At 43.0% G+C, this 16,422-nt stretch carries 18 protein-coding genes; 4 read left to right on the top strand and 14 right to left on the bottom strand.

The window, feature by feature from the left end; translation table 11 throughout:
* Nucleotides 1–37: 37 nt before the first annotated feature.
* The gene (locus LRQ06_RS09590) at nucleotides 38–310 is read right to left on the bottom strand and encodes an oxidative damage protection protein (protein WP_232766117.1); all 273 of its coding nucleotides are present in this window, start codon (nucleotides 308–310) and stop codon (nucleotides 38–40) included.
* 10 nt (nucleotides 311–320) lie between these two features.
* Complete coding sequence (gene mutY, locus LRQ06_RS09595) at nucleotides 321–1,379, bottom strand: A/G-specific adenine glycosylase (protein ID WP_232766118.1); 1,059 nt, start codon at nucleotides 1,377–1,379, stop codon at nucleotides 321–323.
* Nucleotides 1,380–1,585: 206 nt separating this feature from the next.
* Here mutY and trmB point away from each other — a divergent pair, with 206 nt between their 5' ends.
* On the top strand, nucleotides 1,586–2,305 hold the full coding sequence (gene trmB / locus LRQ06_RS09600; protein WP_232767136.1) for a tRNA (guanosine(46)-N7)-methyltransferase TrmB: 720 nt from the start codon (nucleotides 1,586–1,588) through the stop codon (nucleotides 2,303–2,305).
* Between the two features lie 82 nt (nucleotides 2,306–2,387).
* Here the strand turns inward: trmB and hemW are convergent, their stop codons facing one another.
* From hemW to LRQ06_RS09630, 6 genes are all read right to left on the bottom strand, one after another.
* Nucleotides 2,388–3,542: a radical SAM family heme chaperone HemW gene (gene hemW / locus LRQ06_RS09605; protein ID WP_232766119.1), complete on the bottom strand. Its 1,155-nt coding sequence runs from the start codon at nucleotides 3,540–3,542 to the stop codon at nucleotides 2,388–2,390.
* Nucleotides 3,536–4,138: an XTP/dITP diphosphatase gene (locus LRQ06_RS09610; protein WP_232767138.1), complete on the bottom strand. Its 603-nt coding sequence runs from the start codon at nucleotides 4,136–4,138 to the stop codon at nucleotides 3,536–3,538. The genes hemW and LRQ06_RS09610 overlap by 7 nt, the downstream gene beginning before the upstream one ends.
* Before the next feature lie 81 nt (nucleotides 4,139–4,219).
* Nucleotides 4,220–4,507, bottom strand: coding sequence for a DUF167 family protein YggU (yggU, locus tag LRQ06_RS09615; RefSeq protein WP_232766120.1), 288 nt, complete (start codon nucleotides 4,505–4,507; stop codon nucleotides 4,220–4,222).
* Nucleotides 4,508–4,509: 2 nt separating this feature from the next.
* Nucleotides 4,510–5,067, bottom strand: a complete 558-nt coding sequence (locus LRQ06_RS09620) for a YggT family protein (protein ID WP_232766121.1) — start codon at nucleotides 5,065–5,067, stop codon at nucleotides 4,510–4,512.
* A 35-nt stretch (nucleotides 5,068–5,102) separates the two neighbouring features.
* Nucleotides 5,103–5,921, bottom strand: a complete 819-nt coding sequence (gene proC, locus LRQ06_RS09625; RefSeq protein WP_232766122.1) for a pyrroline-5-carboxylate reductase — start codon at nucleotides 5,919–5,921, stop codon at nucleotides 5,103–5,105.
* 51 nt (nucleotides 5,922–5,972) lie between these two features.
* Nucleotides 5,973–6,680, bottom strand: coding sequence for a YggS family pyridoxal phosphate-dependent enzyme (locus tag LRQ06_RS09630; protein WP_232766123.1), 708 nt, complete (start codon nucleotides 6,678–6,680; stop codon nucleotides 5,973–5,975).
* A 31-nt stretch (nucleotides 6,681–6,711) separates the two neighbouring features.
* Between LRQ06_RS09630 and LRQ06_RS09635 the strand changes: the two genes are divergently transcribed.
* Nucleotides 6,712–7,740 (top strand): type IV pilus twitching motility protein PilT, encoded by a 1,029-nt coding sequence (locus tag LRQ06_RS09635; RefSeq protein ID WP_232767140.1) that lies wholly within the window; start codon nucleotides 6,712–6,714, stop codon nucleotides 7,738–7,740.
* Here LRQ06_RS09635 and ruvX read toward each other — a convergent pair.
* From ruvX to metK, 6 genes are all read right to left on the bottom strand, one after another.
* A complete protein-coding gene (ruvX, locus tag LRQ06_RS09640; protein ID WP_232766124.1) occupies nucleotides 7,703–8,125 on the bottom strand; it encodes a Holliday junction resolvase RuvX in 423 nt (140 codons plus the stop codon). The two genes, LRQ06_RS09635 and ruvX, sit on opposite strands and share 38 nt — an antisense overlap.
* A gap of 15 nt (nucleotides 8,126–8,140) precedes the next feature.
* The gene (locus LRQ06_RS09645) at nucleotides 8,141–8,704 is read right to left on the bottom strand and encodes a YqgE/AlgH family protein (RefSeq protein WP_232766125.1); all 564 of its coding nucleotides are present in this window, start codon (nucleotides 8,702–8,704) and stop codon (nucleotides 8,141–8,143) included.
* A 27-nt stretch (nucleotides 8,705–8,731) separates the two neighbouring features.
* Nucleotides 8,732–9,688: a glutathione synthase gene (gene gshB / locus LRQ06_RS09650; RefSeq protein WP_232766126.1), complete on the bottom strand. Its 957-nt coding sequence runs from the start codon at nucleotides 9,686–9,688 to the stop codon at nucleotides 8,732–8,734.
* Between the two features lie 11 nt (nucleotides 9,689–9,699).
* Complete coding sequence (rsmE, locus tag LRQ06_RS09655) at nucleotides 9,700–10,431, bottom strand: 16S rRNA (uracil(1498)-N(3))-methyltransferase (protein ID WP_232766127.1); 732 nt, start codon at nucleotides 10,429–10,431, stop codon at nucleotides 9,700–9,702.
* Between the two features lie 95 nt (nucleotides 10,432–10,526).
* Nucleotides 10,527–11,021 (bottom strand): SprT family zinc-dependent metalloprotease, encoded by a 495-nt coding sequence (locus LRQ06_RS09660; RefSeq protein ID WP_232766128.1) that lies wholly within the window; start codon nucleotides 11,019–11,021, stop codon nucleotides 10,527–10,529.
* A gap of 72 nt (nucleotides 11,022–11,093) precedes the next feature.
* Nucleotides 11,094–12,248 (bottom strand): methionine adenosyltransferase, encoded by a 1,155-nt coding sequence (gene metK / locus LRQ06_RS09665; RefSeq protein ID WP_232766129.1) that lies wholly within the window; start codon nucleotides 12,246–12,248, stop codon nucleotides 11,094–11,096.
* 323 nt (nucleotides 12,249–12,571) lie between these two features.
* On the opposite strand from metK, the gene tkt reads away from it, so the two are divergent.
* Together tkt and LRQ06_RS09675 are read left to right on the top strand one after the other, a co-directional pair.
* Complete coding sequence (gene tkt, locus LRQ06_RS09670) at nucleotides 12,572–14,569, top strand: transketolase (protein WP_232766130.1); 1,998 nt, start codon at nucleotides 12,572–12,574, stop codon at nucleotides 14,567–14,569.
* A 706-nt stretch (nucleotides 14,570–15,275) separates the two neighbouring features.
* Nucleotides 15,276–16,418, top strand: coding sequence for an LTA synthase family protein (locus LRQ06_RS09675; RefSeq protein ID WP_232766131.1), 1,143 nt, complete (start codon nucleotides 15,276–15,278; stop codon nucleotides 16,416–16,418).
* The last annotated feature ends 4 nt before the right edge of the window (nucleotides 16,419–16,422 follow it).

Here is a 16,422-nt window from a genome sequence, read left to right on the forward strand (position 1 = left end):
ATACCTGATATGGTGGTTATCAGGTATGAAGATGGCACTATGCTTTCGGCGGTGTATAACCGTCTATCTGGACGTCTTTGCCTTCGAATAAAAAGCGGGTCATTTCCTGCTCAATCTGCTTACGATGTTCAGGATCCATCATGTTGAGTTTTTTTTCATTGATGAGCATTGTCTGTTTTTGTTGCCATTGAGACCATGCTTCTTTTGATATGTTGTCAAAGATGCGTTTCCCCAGTTCACCGGGATATAACTGAAAATCCAGTCCTTCTGCATCTTTATGTAAACGAGCGCAAAACACCATACGGCTCATAGAGACCTCTTTAGTTATGAAGTTCAAAATTGAGATTTTCAAGCAACTGTTTCACTGGAGCTGCTAACCCAATCTGTTTTGGTTGAAATAAGTTATACCAAAGACCTGCTTTGTCTTCCATCATGAAGTGTGGAATTTGCTTTAATTCGACTAAGATCGGCGTAATATCGAGATGATAGTGGCTGAAAGTATGACGAAAGGCAATCAGTCTTTTTATTGAGTCGATATCGTTTTTTTCTGCGCCGAATGTTTCACAAAGAGTCTCAATATCGGGGTTGCCAGATATTTCAGGAAAACAATGCAGGCCTCCCCATATTCCCTGTGAAGGCCGCTGTTCAAGCCAGACCTGATGATTGACGGTCAGGATAATAAAGTAGGTTGATTTTTCAGGTTTTTTCTTTTTAGGTTTTCTTTCCGGATAATCTTCCGGGTTTCCCTGTCTTAAACTCACACATTGTTCAGAAACCGGACACAACGTGCATTTGGGCTTGCTTCTGGTACAAACCATAGCGCCCATATCCATCATTGCCTGATTGTATTTATCGGCATCTTCCTCCGGTGTATGTGTGTCGGCTATTTCCCACAGGCGGTTTTCTGTTTTTTTCTGTCCGGGCCAGCCGTCGATAGCAAAGCATCTGGATAATGTGCGTTTGACATTACCATCCAAAATACTATGTGGCTGTTTGTATACAGAAGACAGGATAGCCCCGGCTGTTGAACGACCGATACCCGGTAGAGCATGTACTTTTTCAAGATTCGTGGGGAAAATGCCGTCATAATCGTTAGTGATGATTTTCGCTGCTTTATGAAGGTTTCGGGCCCGGGCATAATAACCTAATCCAGTCCAGTAATGCAGTACCTCATCCTGACTGGCGTTAGCCAGTTCAGATATTGTCGGAAACCGTTCTGTAAACCGCTCAAAGTATGGAATTACCGTTGTCACCTGAGTTTGTTGCAGCATGATTTCTGAAAGCCATACCCGGTAAGCCGTTTTCTGTTGTTGCCACGGGAGATTCTTCCGGCCGTAGGATTCATACCATTTGAGGATTTTATTTGCAAAAGGAGTCACGACTTGCTCTTTATTATCTATTCTTTACAAAAATAAAATTCCAACATAGATTTGAAGGCTTGTAAAACCTATCTTTAATGTGGGTATTGTATGAGTGTTTATTGATGATGATCAGCGTGAGAGTGATGATTTAGACTTGCACAAAGAACAATTCTTTGGATAATCACAATCCTTTTGGGTCAGGCGAAAAACAGACGGGCAGAAAAATGACGGAAGTGACCACGAATGAATATACTGAAGACGGAAAGGTTGTGCGGAAAATCCGCAGCTTTGTGCGTCGTGAAGGCCGCTTGACGAAAGGTCAGGAAGCCGCCATCAATGAATGCTGGGAAACCATGGGTATTGATTATCAGGCTCAGGAACTTAACTGGCGTTCCGTGTTTGGTAATGATAATCCTGTTATCCTTGAAATCGGCTTCGGTATGGGGGCATCTCTTGTTGAAATGGCAAAGAATGCACCCGATAAAAACTTTATTGGTATTGAGGTTCATTCTCCGGGCGTCGGAGCTTGTCTGTCATCGGCAAGAGATGCTGGGATTACGAATTTACGAGTAATGTGTCATGATGCTGTTGAAGTGTTTGAGCACATGATCCCTGACAGCAGTTTGTTTACGCTTCAGTTGTTTTTCCCGGATCCATGGCATAAAAAGCGTCACCATAAACGCCGTATTGTCCAGCTTGAGTTCGCAGAAATGGTTAGGCAGAAACTCATTCCTGAGAAGGGAGTTTTCCATATGGCAACAGACTGGGAAAATTATGCTGAGCATATGGTTGAAGTGATGGAACAGGCTCCGGGATTTAAAAATATTGCAGAAAATGGTCCTTATGTTCCGCGTCCGGATGATCGTCCTCTGACGAAATTTGAACAACGGGGACACCGTCTTGGGCATGGTGTCTGGGATATAAAATATCTGAGAGTTGAGTAGTTAACCATAAAAGGCAGGAGAAACGACTTTCCCTGCCTTTTTATTCTTCGTGTGCTGCCACCCAATACTGAGCTTATTCGTTTTATTCTTCCATGAAGGCTTCAAGCAGGTCATTTAAAAAGAGTTTGCCTTTTGGCGTCACCTGCCAGTTTGCTTCCGTTTCCTGAAGGTATCCTTGTCCCACCGCCCAACGAACTTTATGCCGAATGGTACTGAGTGGCAATCCGGTAGTTTGAACAAATTCATCCTTAGGGCAGGGTTCAATTAACCGGAACCGGTTCATGAAATATTCGAACGGGCGATCTTTGGCGTCTACGTTCTGCTCTGTATCTAAGTAAGGTTTCAGTATATTCAGATACCCTTTCGGATGTTTGACTTTTGTTGTTCTGATAATTCGTCCATCACTGAAACTGATTTTGCCATGAGCGCCGCAGCCAATGCCCAGATAATCACCAAAGCGCCAGTAATTGAGGTTATGTTCGCATTGAAATCCCGGTTTACTGTATCCGGAGATCTCGTATTGAACATAACCTGCTTTCAGGAGTTTTTGGTGACCTGATTCGAAGATCTCCCATAAATCATCATCATCTGGCAGGTGTGGCGGTTTGAAATAAAAAAGGGTATTGGGCTCAATGGTTAATTGATACCAGGAAAAGTGTGGCGGGGACAATTCGATGATTTTATCCAGATCTGACAACGCTTGTCCGACGGTTTGATCCGGAAGTCCGTGCATCAGATCCAGATTAAAGCTGTTCAGACCGATTTGGTGAGCAAGCTTTGCCGCACTAATAGCTTCTTCCGGCCCGTGAATACGCCCCAGCTTTGTCAGTTTGTCTGCATCAAAGCTCTGGACGCCAATTGAAATACGATTGACGCCAACCGTGCGGTATTGGGCAAAGCGTTCTGCTTCAATGGTGCCAGGGTTGGCCTCCATCGTGATTTCAATATTGTCTGAAAATGTCAGCTTTTCACGGATTCCTGATATTAACCGACCAATGCCTTTTGCTGAAATCAGGCTTGGCGTTCCGCCTCCGATAAAGATGCTGTGCAGAGTACGTGGATGGTCCTGCAAATGATAACGGGTCAGATCACTGTCCAGATCGTCGAGCAGAGCTTCGATATAGGTATGTTCCGGAATCTCTGTTTTAAGTGCGTGTGAGTTGAAGTCGCAGTAAGGGCACTTCTGCACACACCAGGGAATATGAACATATAAGCTAAGTTTGGGGGGCGTCAGCATTTTTTTTGTTCTTTTAAAGCATCAAACAATGCACTAAGAGCTTTGCCACGGTGTGACAGTCTTTTTTTACAAGACGATTCCAGTTCCGCTGAGGCACAGTTTTCCTCAGGAACGAAGAATACCGGATCATAGCCAAACCCGTTATTGCCTTTTGGCTCTGTCAGGATGGTACCTTCCCATTGTCCATGGCAGATTAATGGTGTTGGATCATCGGCGTGTTTCATCAGAACGAGAACACAATGAAAGCGGGCGGTTCTTTTTTCTTCCGGAATCCCTTTCATTGCTTTGAGCAATTTACTGATATTGTTTTGGTCGGTTGCATTATCCCCTGAATAGCGGGCTGAATAGATTCCCGGCTGTCCGTTCAGAGCATCCACTTCAAGACCTGAATCATCGGCTATTGCCGGTAGTCCGGTTTCTTTTGCGGCGTGCCGGGCTTTAATAATGGCATTTTCAACAAAGGTTGTGCCGGTTTCTTCGACATCTGAAACATCAAATTCGTTTTGTGCTTTCACATCAAAGCCAAATGCCGATAAAAGGTCGGCCATTTCTTTTACCTTACCCTGATTGCCGGTAGCCAGTACAAGTTGCTTTATTGTCATGGTTCTGTTCATTTATTTGCGAAAAGTTAAGTAGAAGTATATCCCGTTCTCCGGAACGGGATAAGAAAAAAGCCATTATAAAACGGCTTTTATCGAATCAGGAAATTGAGATGGATTGGCAATACATACTTGTTTGTGTCTGCCTTGTTCGCCTTTTTCTATTGTAATGTGACTTTTGGCTACTTTACATTGTTTTGATAAAAATTTGATCAAACAGGCATTGGCTTTTCCATCAACTGGTGGTGCGGTAATGGCGACTTTTAACTCATCGCCATGAATACCGATGATGCTGTCCCTGCTTGCCTTAGGTTGTATGTAAAGTCTGAGGTGAAGATCGGAGTGTTCAAACCATGCTGTTTTCATACTCAGAGGCTAAACCACATTGGACCAATGAAATCACCCATCAGAATATTAGCGAACTGTAACAGGATAAAAACAACCAGAACACTTAAATCCAGGCCTCCTAAATTAGGTAAAATTTTTCTTACCGGCGCTAATAGAGGTTCTGTGATCTGAAAGAAAACATATTCGATCGCACTTCTTCCCTGACTGACCCAGCTTAAGATAGCTCTGATAAGCAATACCCAAAAAAGCATGCCGCCTGCTTGTTTCAGTAGTGTCAGTAATCCCAGCAGCAGGTAAAAAACACTGAATCCCATCGCTCCGCCTGATGCGGTCAGAACCAGTATCATGAATTTAAGCACGCATAATACGTAAGCAAAAAGGATGGTCGCCAAGTCGATACTACCGACAGAGGGAATGACTCGTCGTAAAGGACCCACCACAGGTTGAGTTGCCTTAACTATAAACTGTGAAAATGGGTTGTAAAAATCAGCACGGGCTGCCTGAAGCCAGACTCTCATTAAAACGACCATAATGTAGAGGTCAAACAGGGTGTTGATTAAAAAACTCACTGAATTCATATTGGATCCTTCTTTGATCTAATCAGATCGCTGTATTAAAATAATTTTTCCATCTCTTCTGCTCTGGATACGGCGGATTGAATTGCTTTTGACACAATATCATTCAGAGCATGAGCATTAAATGTTGATAGAGCTGCGGCCGTTGTTCCTCCTTTAGAGGTTACCCTTTCCCGTAAAGTTGAAATATTCAGATCCGGGTTATTAACGACCATTTCAGCAGCACCCAATGCCGTTTGTTGTACCAGCATTCTGGCTGTTTCACTGTCGAATCCCTGTCGCTGGGCTTCCTGTTGTATCGCTTCCATAAACAGGAAAAAATAAGCGGGTCCGCTGCCGGAAATACCGGTAATGCTATTAATTCCGGTTTCCTGTTCTGTCCAGCATATTTCACCAACGGATTTTAACAGCTGTTGTGCATACTGTTTGTCATTCTCTGATACGTTTTCATTAGCAAATAATCCACTCATTCCCCGGTTTAGTAAAGATGGCGTATTAGGCATGACACGAACCAGAGCAATGTCGGAATTGAGCAAAGAAGCAATTCGCTGAGATGTCACACCTGCAGCAATGGAAATGACTAACTTTGACGAAAAATCAATATCAGTCAGAGCCGTGCAGACTTCTTCCATCATTTGGGGTTTTACTGACATTACGACAACATCGGCTTTTTCTGTTGCTTCGTGGTTATTCTGGGTTATCTGAATACCGTATTTATTTCGGATGTATTCGAGTCGTTCCCGGCCCCGGTTAGCTGCAATAATACGGTTTTTGTCATAGTCGCTTGCCAGCATGCCGGAAAAAATGGCTTCAGCCATATTACCTGAACCAATAAAAGCAATTGTTCTCTGTTCCATTATTCTTTTTCCTTTGTCATATCTAAACGATATTGGATTTTCAACAGGTTATTAATGTTTTGTATAATCCCGTGCGCCAAATATCGCCGTCCCGATTCTGACAATTGTGCTGCCGGCTGCTATCGCGGCTTCCATGTCACCGGTCATACCCATTGATAGGGTATCTACTTCTGAATACTGAGCTGAAAGTTTTTCTTTCAGCTTAGCCAGTCTTTCAAATGCTCGGAACTGGGATTCATAGTCGTCCACATTTGCCGGAATAGACATTAATCCTCTTAAAGTGAGGTTAGGAAGAGAAGAAATCAACTCTGCCAGTTCAAATATCTGAGATTCATCAGCTCCGGATTTTGATTCTTCACCACTGGTATTCACCTGAATGAGTACTTGCAGGGGCTTTTCCCCGTGAGGGCGCTGATCATTAAGACGTCTTGCTATTTTTTCCCGGTCAACGGTGTGCACCCAGTCAAAATGTTCTGCAACCGGACGGGATTTGTTGGACTGTATCGGTCCGATAAAGTGCCATTCTAAGGTAGTTTCCGGAAAATTAGTTTTGAAAAATTGAACTTTATCAACGCCTTCCTGAACGTAATTTTCCCCAAAAGCCTGCTGACCTGCACTGATCGCTTCTAAAATGGCTTCGGTAGGTTTGGTTTTGCTTACTGCCAATAAATTTACGGAATTACGAGGACGTCGACATTTTTCTTCCATTGTCCTTATAGAAGAAGTGATATCTTGAATATTCTGTTTAACGGTAGTCATAACAATAGCTTAATAGTTCAAAATGATGGATATTTCGATTTCTACTCTGTTGGCTTGTGCAGTGAAGTATAAAGCCTCTGATCTACACCTGTCTGCCAATTGTTCTCCTATGGTACGGATAGATGGACGACTAAGGAAGCTTGAATTTGATGAATTAGCTCCGGAGAAAATAAAAAGTTTACTTTTTTCAATCATGACCGATGAGCAAAAGGCTGATATTGAAGCGTGCAAGGAGATGGATTTTGGATTTTCTCACGATGAAATCGGACGGTTCCGGGTCAATATTTTCCGTCAGCTTCGGGGGTATTCCGGTGTTTTCCGGTTAATCACCGATACCATTCCGGATCTGAAACAATTGCGGTTGCCGGAAATTATTCTTTCAGATTTTATTAATAGAAAACAAGGTCTTGTGTTAGTGACAGGACCAACAGGAAGCGGAAAGTCGACCACATTGACAGCGATGATTCATCATGTGAATCAAACTATGGAAAAGCACATCATTACGATTGAAGACCCCATCGAATTCGTACATCAGTCTGAATTGAGTCTGGTTCAGCAAAGGGAAATCGGAACAGATACGCTAAACTTTCATGCAGCATTGAAAGCCGCGCTCAGAGAAGATCCTGATATTATTTTTGTTGGTGAGTTAAGAGATCTTGATTCAATGAGGTTAGCGTTAACGGCGGCCGAGACCGGTCATTTGGTGTTAGCTTCGTTGCATACACAAAGTGCGTCAAAAACCGTTGATCGAATTGTGGATGTGTTTCCTTCCCGGGAGCAGGCCAGAGTGAGAGTTCAGTTATCGGAATCTTTGGCTGGTGTCGTTTCGCAGCGGTTGTGCGCTTTGCAAGGCGGTGGCCGGATAGGCTGTTATGAAGTCATGGTGAATACGCCGGCAGTCAGCAACCTTATCCGGGAAGGAAATACGTCTCAGATCGAATCGGCAATACAAGCCGGACGCCAGTTCGGTATGATGACGCTGGATCAGGCTAAACAGGAAATTCTGAATACAGGGATCGCACTTAGCTCCACTGAGATTCAAACCAACTTTCTAAAATGATTACTGCTGACTGGCAGTCAATGTTTCCTTTTTTTAAAGCTTTATAGCCACCGTGAGAAAAAAGCTCAGAACGGGCTTCGGTTGTTGATAGCCGCTCATCATGAAGTTCAACCTGAATACCAAAGCGTCCATGGAGGCGGTTGGCAAACTTTCTGGCTTTGGGGGTTATTGTTTCCAGTGATTTTCCATGCAAATCCAAAGGCAATCCGACCACAATCAGATCCGGTTTCCATTCTGTTATTTGCTTTTCGACCTCAGTCCAGTCAGGAATGCCGTCGGTAGCTTTAAATGCTTTGAGAGGGGATGCGGTACCGGTAATTTCCTGACCAATCGCACTACCAATACTTTTGGTTCCGAAATCAAAGGCCATAATTGTTCGTGACATGAAATTCTCTCTTAATTAGCCATGTCCTGACAGGACAGACAGTTGCGCTGGATCTATGCCTAATTTTTTGATCGACTGACGCCACTTTTCGTGGATCGGAGTATCAAAAATAATGGTGGCATCCGCTTCGGTGGTAAGCCAGGAGTTGTCAGCAATCTCTTTTTCTAACTGACCGGTGGACCAGCCGGAATACCCTAAGGCAACGATATAATCATCGGGCTCGGCAGAGGTGCCCAGCACCGCGAGAATGTCTTTTGATGTGGTGACGGCTAGTGAATCGGTCATTGTTACACTTGAATCATAATGTTCATGAGGTTTATGCAGAATAAACCCTCTGTCTTCTGCTACCGGGCCACCATTAAATACCGGTCGTTCCAGACTATCCTCTCGTTGCTGGGGGTAAAGAGGATCAATTTCTACCTGTTTGAGCATATTGCCAACTGTAATGTCCAACGGAGCATTAATCATAATGCCCATTGCGCCTTCTTCATTGTGTTCACAAACATAGATAACACTATTTTTGAAAGCGGAGTCAGCCATTCCTGGCATAGCAATAAGGAAATGGTTTGTCAGGTTCATAATGTCCTCTTTTCCCTCATAATTTGATTATAAAGAAAATGCTTTTACACGACGTTCAATTGCATCCATGAGTTTCCCTGTGATAGAAATATCGAATGTTGCTTCTATCTCTCTTACACAGGTCGGGCTGGTGACATTAATTTCTGTGAGTTTATCGCCAATAACATCAATACCGACAAAAATAAGTCCTTTCTCTTTCAGTACAGGGGCCACGGTCTCAGCAATTTTTCTGTCAGTGTCACTTAACGGACGGGCTTCTCCACGTCCTCCTGCTGCTAAGTTTCCTCTTGTTTCACCTTCCGGAGGAATGCGGGCAAGACAATAAGGCATCGGTTCACCATCAACAACGAGAATTCGTTTATCGCCATTACTGATGTCCGGTACGAATGTCTGAGCCATGCAATAAGTCTGACCGTCGTTCGTTAATGTTTCTATGATGACTGAAACATTTGGATCATTTTCTTTGATCCGAAAAATGGAGGCACCACCCATACCGTCTAAAGGTTTGAGAATGATATCGCCATGTTTTTCCCGGAACGCTTTAATGGTAGCGGCTTTGCGGGTCACAATCGTTTTCGGGGTCAGATCAGCAAACCAGGCGGTAAAGAGTTTTTCGTTACAATCTCTTAAGCTTTGAGGTTTGTTAACAATTAATGCGCCTTCCTCTTCTGCTCTTTCCAGAATATAGGTTGCGTAGATATATTCTGTATCAAAAGGCGGATCTTTGCGCATAAGTACCGCATCTAACTCACTGAGTTTAATGGTTTGTTCTGATTGTATTTCAAACCAATGATCCGGGTTTTCCTCAAGCAAAACAATTTTAGTATCGGCAAACGCGGTTCCCTGATCCAAATGCAGATCCTGCATTTGGATATAATGGATTTCGTAACCACGTCTCTGAGCTTCTAACATCATTGCGAAGGTGGTGTCTTTCTTAATTTTAATGGACTCAATCGGGTCCATTACAATACCTATTTTTAACATATGATCTCCCTTTAGCCTAAGTCACCAAAACGTACCTGTAATGCAGTAATTGCGGTTAAAGCCGCAGTTTCAGTTCTCAGGACTCTTGGACCCAATAGTATCTCTTCAAATTGATACTTTTCAGTCATTATGATTTCTTCTTCGGATAATCCACCTTCCGGTCCAATCAGTAGCCGAATGCGGCTGACAGGCTCAGGAAGCGTATTGATCGAATATTTTGCTCTTGGATGAAGGTTTAATTTGAGCGCATCCGTTTGTTCTGCGCACCATTTCTCCAGTGGCATCACCGGGCGGATTTCAGGAATGACATTGCGTCCGCATTGTTCGCAGGCAGCAATCGCAATTTTTTGCCACTGGTTGTGTTTTTTTTCAAAACGTTTTACATCCAGTTTGACACCACAACGTTCTGATAGCAAAGGGGTGATGGTATTAATGCCCAGCTCGACGGATTTCTGAATGGTAAATTCCATCTTATCACCGCGGGAAATTACCTGTCCCAGATGAAGGTTAAGGGGCGATTCAATATTTTTGAGCCTTACTTCATCTATGCTGACCGAAACCTGTTTCTTCGTGATGTCTGAAATAGTGGCGGTATACTCGTATCCCGTGCCATCAAACAGTATGACTGGTTGCCCCTGTTGCATACGAAGAACCCTGGCAATGTGTCCGGCTGCATCATCACTCAATTCGGTTTGCTGTAAATCTCCGATGGGTGAAGGATGAAATAAACGGGGAATACGCATGTTAATTCTCTGACTGATGATAAATTTTTACTAGCCTTAAGATGGGCATTTAAGTCTCAAATTGCAAGAGCTGGTCTAAATTAGTTATCGATTAGTTATTCTTTTATGTATATAAGTGGGGTCAGACAGCGACGGCAACGGTATTCGGCTTTTCCTCTCTGAACATTATTGTGTCTTCGGATACTTAACAGATGAGTGCTGCAATGGCATTGGTAAGTAAACTGTTTTCCGGCAACGGCTGAGACATCAAACTGATGGGTTGCCCGGGCAGGACTTCCGAAGACTTCCGACATGATGTATTTCCATTCTTTTCCGTGGGGTTTCACTTTGCCAAAGTACTGAAACGCAACAAGATGAGCGAGCTCATGGGGTATTACCTCATCGATGAATGCCTGATAATTATCACTGAATAGACGTTTGTTTAAGCGAATTTCATTCTTCTGAAGATAGGCTTTCCCCGCGCTTTTCCCACGCAGACGAAAATTGATCTCAGGTAGCGGGTAGGAGACTGAAAAATGGCGATTCGCCGTCGACAGGCATTTTTTCAGAGTATCCGTTGCTGCATTCAGCAATTGTTCATCGTTTATCATGTCTGAATCTTAACAAAAAAGCCCTTACCGTTGTGGCAAGGGCCTGAATTTTTCAATTTCCGGCTTAAAAAATTATTTTAACCCGGCGAAATCTCTCAGTAGAGCAGCCTTATCAGTTGCTTCCCAAGGGAATTCATTACGTCCAAAGTGGCCATAAGCGGCTGTTTTTTTATAGATTGGACGAAGCAGATTTAACATTTCCTGAAGACCATAAGGGCGAAGATCAAAATGCTGTCTTACGGCTTCAACGATGATGCTATGAGAGACTTTTTCCGTTCCGAATGTCTCAACCATGATTGATGTTGGCTCAGCAATACCGATGGCATAAGAGAGCTGAATTTCACATCGATCGGCAAGACCTGCTGCCACAATGTTTTTCGCAACATAACGGGCTGCGTAAGCAGCAGAGCGGTCAACTTTTGAAGGGTCTTTACCAGAGAAAGCACCACCACCATGACGGGCTGCGCCACCATAAGTATCAACAATGATTTTCCGGCCGGTCAGACCGCAGTCACCCATTGGTCCGCCGATAACAAAACGGCCGGTTGGGTTGATAAAATATTTGGTTTCTTTTGTCAGCCATTCAGCCGGTAAAACCGGTTTGATGATCTCTTCCATTACGGCTTCACGTAAATCCGGCGTTGAGATGGAATCGGCATGCTGAGTGGAAAGAACCACCGCATCGATGCCGACAATTTTGCCTTCATCATACTGGAACGTTACCTGAGATTTCGCATCAGGACGTAACCAGGGAAGTGTACCGTTTTTACGAACTTCGGATTGTTTTTGAACCAGGCGGTGCGAATAAGTGATTGGAGCCGGCATTAATACGTCGGTTTCATTCGTTGCGTAGCCGAACATAATGCCCTGATCACCCGCGCCCTGATCTTTCGGATCCGCTTTGTCTACGCCCTGATTAATATCTGGTGACTGTTTACCGATGGTATTTAAAATTGCACAGGAATCGGCATCAAAGCCCATTTCAGAGCCGGTATAACCAATTTCACGCACGGTATCACGTGTTAGTTGTTCAATATCGACCCAAGCAGAGGTTGTGACTTCACCGCCGACCATTACCATGCCCGTTTTTACGTAGGTTTCACAGGCAACCCGTGCTTTTGGATCCTGTTCAATGATAGCGTCTAAAACCGCATCAGAAATCTGATCGGCAATTTTATCTGGATGTCCTTCTGACACCGATTCGGAGGTAAACAAATGCTTAGCCATAATTGCTCCACTCAGGTTTTAAGCAAGTCTTAAGAGTCTTGCTGTTCAAAAATTTGTGCGCCCCTTGTTAAATAGGGGTATTTACATCTAGACGTCTATTCTAATTTTTAGCCCTCAGATTACAAGCATTTTTTGATGTAAGTTAATTTTTGAACATTAAATTCCATTTTTTCCGGCTAAATATTCACGGTTTTAATGGGTTCTATTTATTTTTGAGGCGTAATTACTATCAAAAGGTAGTAATCGTTTGCACAGCTCTGTCGGCTTTGCGACAATAGCGGCAATTTTTCTGACCATACTCTGATTTGACTTTAGGAGCTCAAATGTCATCTGACAAACGTCTTGCAAATGCTATCCGTGCACTAAGCATGGATGGAGTGCAAAAAGCTAACTCTGGCCACCCTGGTGCCCCAATGGGCATGGCCGATATTGCTGAAGTTCTTTGGCGTTCTCATTTAAATCATAATCCGGCTAACCCGAAATGGGTTGATCGTGACCGTTTTGTCTTATCGAATGGTCATGGTTCGATGCTGCTTTATTCTTTACTTCATCTGACCGGTTATGATCTTTCGATTGATGATTTAAAAAACTTCCGTCAGCTTCATTCTAAAACCCCGGGTCACCCTGAATATGGTTATACAGCAGGTGTTGAAACAACGACCGGACCTTTAGGGCAGGGAATCACCAATGCGGTTGGTATGGCCATTGCCGAAAAAACATTAGCGGCTCAGTTTAACCGTGATGGTCATGACATTGTTGATCATTTCACGTACGCATTTCTTGGGGACGGTTGTCTTATGGAAGGCATTTCCCATGAAGCCAGTTCGCTTGCCGGTACTCTGGGACTGGGTAAATTGATTGCCTTCTGGGATGACAATGGTATCTCAATCGATGGCGATGTAGACGGTTGGTTTACGGATGATACACCAAAGCGCTTTGAAGCTTATGGCTGGCAGGTTATTCCGGCTGTCGATGGGCATGACGTTGAAGCCATTAATAAAGCAATTGAAACTGCGAAATCCGATTTGACCCGTCCAACGCTGATTTGTACGAAAACCATCATTGGTTTTGGTTCTCCAAATAAAGCCGGTTCTCACGAGAGTCATGGTGCGCCTTTAGGTGATGATGAAATTAAAGCGGCGAAAGCCTTCCTTGGCTGGGAATATGGCCCGTTTGAAGTTCCTGATGATGTTTATGCTGCATGGGATGCGAAAACTGCCGGTGCGGAAAAAGAATCAGTATGGAATGAAAAATTCTCAGCTTATGAAGCTGCATATCCTGAACTCGCGGCAGAATTTAAACGTCGTATTTCCGGTGAGTTACCTGAAGTTTGGGAAGAAGCGTCATCAAAAGTGATTGCTGAACTGCAGGCAAACCCTGCAAACATTGCTTCTCGTAAAGCGTCTCAGAACGCATTGGAGGCGTTTGGTAAGTTACTGCCTGAATTCTTGGGTGGTTCTGCGGATCTGGCGCCTTCAAACCTGACAATGTGGTCTGGCTCGAAGTCATTAACCTCTGAAGATTTTTCCGGTAACTATATTCACTACGGTGTCCGTGAATTCGCCATGACGGCTATCATTAATGGTATTGCATTACATGGTGGCTTTGTTCCTTATGGCGCAACCTTCCTGATGTTTATGGAATACGCACGTAATGCGATGCGTATGGCGGCCCTGATGAAAATTCAGAATATTCAGGTTTATACGCACGATTCCATCGGATTAGGTGAAGATGGTCCGACTCACCAGCCGGTTGAACAGATGGCCTCATTGCGTGTAACACCGAATATGAGCACCTGGCGTCCTTGCGATCAGGTTGAATCTGCGGCTGCCTGGAAATTTGCGATTGAACGCAAAGATGGTCCGACAGCAATGATCTTCTCGCGTCAGAATCTGGCTCAGCAGGAACGTAATGCAGAACAGTTAGCCAGTATTGCAAAAGGTGCTTATATACTGAAAGACTGCGCCGGCAAACCAGAACTGATTCTGATTGCAACGGGCTCAGAAGTTGAGCTGGCCGTTAATGCTGCTGCAGAACTTGAGAAAGAAGGCAAAAAAGTCCGTGTTGTTTCTATGCCGTCAACGGATATTTTTGATAAGCAGGACGCCGCTTACCGAGAGTCTGTACTTCCTTCTGACGTTACTGCCCGTATTGCTATTGAAGCCGGTATTGCGGATATCTGGTACAAATACGTGGGCTTTGGCGGTAAAGTGATTGGTATGATGACGTTCGGTGAATCTGCACCAGCCGGTGAACTGTTTAAACAGTTTGGCTTCACTGTTGAAAATGTTGTTAAGACAGCCAATGAAGTATTAGCGTAATACGCTGTTTATTGTCGAATTTGAAAGCCGGGTATTTATACCTGGCTTTTTTATACACGGATAACACGAATAAGCAGGATTTGACGTTATCCAAAGTTATTAGCGGAGAACGGTGGAATTATTTTATGTATAAACAATAATGATTAGTATGCGTCTGTAAACAGACTGAAAATCAGAGGACTTAAATTTTGAGACTCTTATGATATTAATTATTTTTGTTCTGACTTATCTTGTAAAGATTGTCTTTCTAGGATCATTACTGTTTCATGATGACTCTAACAGTTATTTAAATATTGCTGTCAGTGATAGTGTAATTTTATCATTAAGTTTTATTTTGTTTTACTTATCATTCCTTTTAAATGTGTATTTATCCCGGTTTGTTAAGGGCATTGTTGTAGCACTTCTCCTTTTTTATTTGCTTGATTTTGGCTTGATATACGCATTTAACACCAGATTGTATTTTTATGATGTTCATAAGTTTTGGCGTGAATTAGATTTTTCGTTATTTAATGTGGAAATATTTATTTTTGTCCTTTTATTTTTTCTGTTAAGTTTTATTTTTGTTTTTAAATCACACTATCAGATTGATAATATAAAAAAGAGAATAGTACTATTTCTTTTTTTCTTTATTCTCGGTTGTCGTTATAATGTTGATTCATCAGTAAGAAGTCCTTTTTTTAAAAATTATTTACTTGTCAACATAAACATGACTTATAACAAGGCGTATACAGAAGGATTCCAATCTTCGTTCCGTTTTGTCAGAACCCCGCTTTGTTTTCCTGAAGAGCCAATAAAACCTAAAAATATTATCATTTTCGTGTTTGAATCCTGGTCTAATTACCATAGCCTTTTTTATGGTGGTAATAACAACTGGACACCTGAATTAGATATGATTGCTAATCAGAATATTGCTTTCCGGCAGTTTTATTCTAATGGATTCTCCACCGAATCTGGTTTGTATGCGTTACTGACCGGTGCGCCGGTTATCCCTTATAAAGACAAGTATGGGACTAATGGAGCCTTAGGATTAAGTTCCATTAAGTTTGATAAATCGTATCCGGAAATATTATCGGAGTTGGGTTATCAGACAACTTTTATTACTTCTGGCGATTTGAGCTTTTTACAAAAAAGAGATTGGCTGAAATTACTGCATTTTCAGAATATCATCGGCAATGAATCGTTTGATAAAGAGGAAAGGCGCTTTCCATTTAGTTCGGTGTCGGACGAAGTGTTATACAAAAAAGTATACAGTCTGTTCGAGAATTCATCGGGACATTTTGTTGTTGTTGAAAATGTTAATACGCATCAGCCATTCTATTATCCTGAAGGCGATGAGATAAAACGATCAGAAGAGTTTGCGTTCAGATATGCAGACAGACAACTTTCCGGGATAGTAAAAAAATTATCCCGAGACTCGGACAACATGATTGTTGTGATGAGTGATCACCGGGCAATGACACCGATAACCCCTAAAGAGCAGTCTGAATCCGGCCGGTTGTCGGTCAGTCGTGTTCCTATGTTTATCGTCTGGAATAAAAAACAGGCAGTGATCGGTAATATTTTTCAGCAAACCGATGTTTTACCCGGTATCACGAATGCAATTAAAGGACGCCAATGTTATGACCCATATCAGGGGGCTATTTTCCCGATAAGTCATCCGGTCAGCTCCCGGTGTGTTTTCCACGCGAGAGGCGATGAAAGGTCAAAAGTGTCGGCTATGTGCGATGGTCAGCCGTTCGATATTGTATTAGATGGGGACGATACCCGGATATCAGGCAATCAAAAAGATACACTGAACTCTGTTGGGTACATTAATGCAATACGTATCCATAGTCAGAATCGTCACTGAACAT

The organism is Vibrio salinus, assembly GCF_021272385.1.
GTDB lineage: Bacteria > Pseudomonadota > Gammaproteobacteria > Enterobacterales > Vibrionaceae > Vibrio > Vibrio salinus.

Bases quoted from the DNA above. Each gene is read 5' to 3' on its own strand.
- LRQ06_RS09590 (WP_232766117.1), bottom strand. From the start codon at position 310: ATGAGCCGTATGGTGTTTTGCGCTCGTTTACATAAAGATGCAGAAGGA.
- trmB (WP_232767136.1), top strand. From the start codon at position 1,586: ATGACGGAAGTGACCACGAATGAATATACTGAAGACGGAAAGGTTGTG.
- hemW (WP_232766119.1), bottom strand. From the start codon at position 3,542: ATGCTGACGCCCCCCAAACTTAGCTTATATGTTCATATTCCCTGGTGT.
- yggU (WP_232766120.1), bottom strand. From the start codon at position 4,507: ATGAAAACAGCATGGTTTGAACACTCCGATCTTCACCTCAGACTTTAC.
- LRQ06_RS09620 (WP_232766121.1), bottom strand. From the start codon at position 5,067: ATGAATTCAGTGAGTTTTTTAATCAACACCCTGTTTGACCTCTACATT.
- proC (WP_232766122.1), bottom strand. From the start codon at position 5,921: ATGGAACAGAGAACAATTGCTTTTATTGGTTCAGGTAATATGGCTGAA.
- LRQ06_RS09630 (WP_232766123.1), bottom strand. From the start codon at position 6,680: ATGACTACCGTTAAACAGAATATTCAAGATATCACTTCTTCTATAAGG.
- ruvX (WP_232766124.1), bottom strand. From the start codon at position 8,125: ATGTCACGAACAATTATGGCCTTTGATTTCGGAACCAAAAGTATTGGT.
- LRQ06_RS09645 (WP_232766125.1), bottom strand. From the start codon at position 8,704: ATGAACCTGACAAACCATTTCCTTATTGCTATGCCAGGAATGGCTGAC.
- gshB (WP_232766126.1), bottom strand. From the start codon at position 9,688: ATGTTAAAAATAGGTATTGTAATGGACCCGATTGAGTCCATTAAAATT.
- rsmE (WP_232766127.1), bottom strand. From the start codon at position 10,431: ATGCGTATTCCCCGTTTATTTCATCCTTCACCCATCGGAGATTTACAG.
- LRQ06_RS09660 (WP_232766128.1), bottom strand. From the start codon at position 11,021: ATGATAAACGATGAACAATTGCTGAATGCAGCAACGGATACTCTGAAA.
- metK (WP_232766129.1), bottom strand. From the start codon at position 12,248: ATGGCTAAGCATTTGTTTACCTCCGAATCGGTGTCAGAAGGACATCCA.
- tkt (WP_232766130.1), top strand. From the start codon at position 12,572: ATGTCATCTGACAAACGTCTTGCAAATGCTATCCGTGCACTAAGCATG.
- LRQ06_RS09675 (WP_232766131.1), top strand. From the start codon at position 15,276: ATGACTTATAACAAGGCGTATACAGAAGGATTCCAATCTTCGTTCCGT.